Source organism: Providencia alcalifaciens DSM 30120 (assembly GCF_000173415.1).
In the GTDB taxonomy this organism is placed as follows: Bacteria; Pseudomonadota; Gammaproteobacteria; order Enterobacterales; family Enterobacteriaceae; genus Providencia; species Providencia alcalifaciens.
Map to the genome: position 1 here is coordinate 1 of NZ_ABXW01000008.1, position 1,442 is coordinate 1,442.

Consider the following 1,442-nt stretch of genomic DNA (forward strand, 5'->3'; position numbering starts at 1 on the left):
TTGTGCTCACACAAGTAATACACCGTCTCCGGCATATCCTTTTCCCATTTCAATCCGAACGCGGTGCTGTCATCCCCAAATTTGAGGTATTGCCGCTCACCACAATGCGGGCACGGCACATAAAAGCGCATAAACACCCGCGACTCATTCGCCGCCTTTTCAATCTGACAAGTACCTTTGATTTTTGGCGTTGACCCCCGAATTGATTTAGGAAATACCGACCCCTCAATACGCTTATCGCCCAGTAACGTGGGCGCGCCTTCCTTTTCTACATCCGGCTCAAAGGAAGAAAGTTCGTCATAGCACACGACATCCACGGATTTTTCACGGTAGTTTTTAGCCGCAGCGCCCCCCAAACACCAAAAACCAATGCCGGTTGAAAAGCGTTTTAAGGTCAGCGTATTGTCACGATGTTTTCGCCCAAACCATGGTGCTAACGCTAATAACGTCGGCACCTCTCGAACCGTTGGCTCTACGTGAGATTTCATAAAATCCTCAGCCGCAGAATCGGTAGGTTGAAATAACAGACTATTTCGAGATTTATGCTCAATAAAATACCCAAGGACACCTAAAAGCATTTTGGTGTAGCCCACCCGCGCCGATTTAATCAAATTGACCGTGCGGATCTGATCATTGCCCATGGCATTCATAATGGCGACTTGAAAGGGTAAGGTTTCCCATCGCCCGGGGGTGTACGAGGATTCTTTCGGTAAGTAATAATTTTCATTTGCCCACTCAACCACAGTTTGTGGGATGGGTATTTTTAGTACGGACAATCCGGTGGCTATCGCATGCTTAATATTAGCGATTTGTCGTTCTCTTGAAATCATCCATCCACCTGTCCACACCAGTTTCAGCGGCAGAGGCAATATTGGAGGCTTTCGCGATTTCCGTTTTCACAGCATCAAGATGCACAGGTGATATATCAGGGAACTTACGTTGCAAAGTTTGCGGGATACGCGTCAAAATCCCTGCCACCTCTTGAGCGACACGCCGCAAAATATACATAAATAGTTCAGTTTCGACGACTTGCTCTTCCTCTCGCGCATTTTTCAACTCCTGAGTATCTGCCTGCGCTTTAGTGAGCCGATAACGTTCATATTCTATTGTTCCTGGTTGTAAATCAGATTCCGCAGCCATTCGTAAATCCGTAACTTCCCTGCGAAGTTTTTCATTTTCAATATCGGTTTCGCGCTGTGCATACCAGCCAATGACTACATCGGTTTCAAAAATGGCTTCATGTCCTTTTCCGCCCCCAGAATGAATAGGTAACCCCTGACTCTGCCAAGCCGTTATCGTTCTAACATCCACATTAAAAATTTCTGCAAGCTTTTTTTTATTCACATTCATAAAAGAAATACCTCAAGATGCAGAAAGGATCTCAATCGCCCTTTTTTGTTAGAACAAAACGCATATCACTTCCTTTCTTTTTTAAAAGAAAA

2 protein-coding genes are annotated in these 1,442 nt (G+C 45.1%); both read right to left on the reverse strand.

What is annotated here, in order from left to right:
- The coding region (locus PROVALCAL_RS02915; RefSeq protein ID WP_006657590.1) for a phage terminase large subunit family protein at window positions 1-830 on the reverse strand (830 nt) is incomplete at its 3' end.
- The gene (locus PROVALCAL_RS02920; RefSeq protein WP_006657591.1) at window positions 802-1,350 is read right to left on the reverse strand and encodes a terminase small subunit; all 549 of its coding nucleotides are present in this window, start codon (window positions 1,348-1,350) and stop codon (window positions 802-804) included. The genes PROVALCAL_RS02915 and PROVALCAL_RS02920, both read right to left, overlap by 29 nt.
- Window positions 1,351-1,442 lie beyond the last annotated feature (92 nt).

Bases quoted from the DNA above. Each gene is read 5' to 3' on its own strand.
- PROVALCAL_RS02920 (WP_006657591.1), bottom strand. From the start codon at position 1,350: ATGAATGTGAATAAAAAAAAGCTTGCAGAAATTTTTAATGTGGATGTT.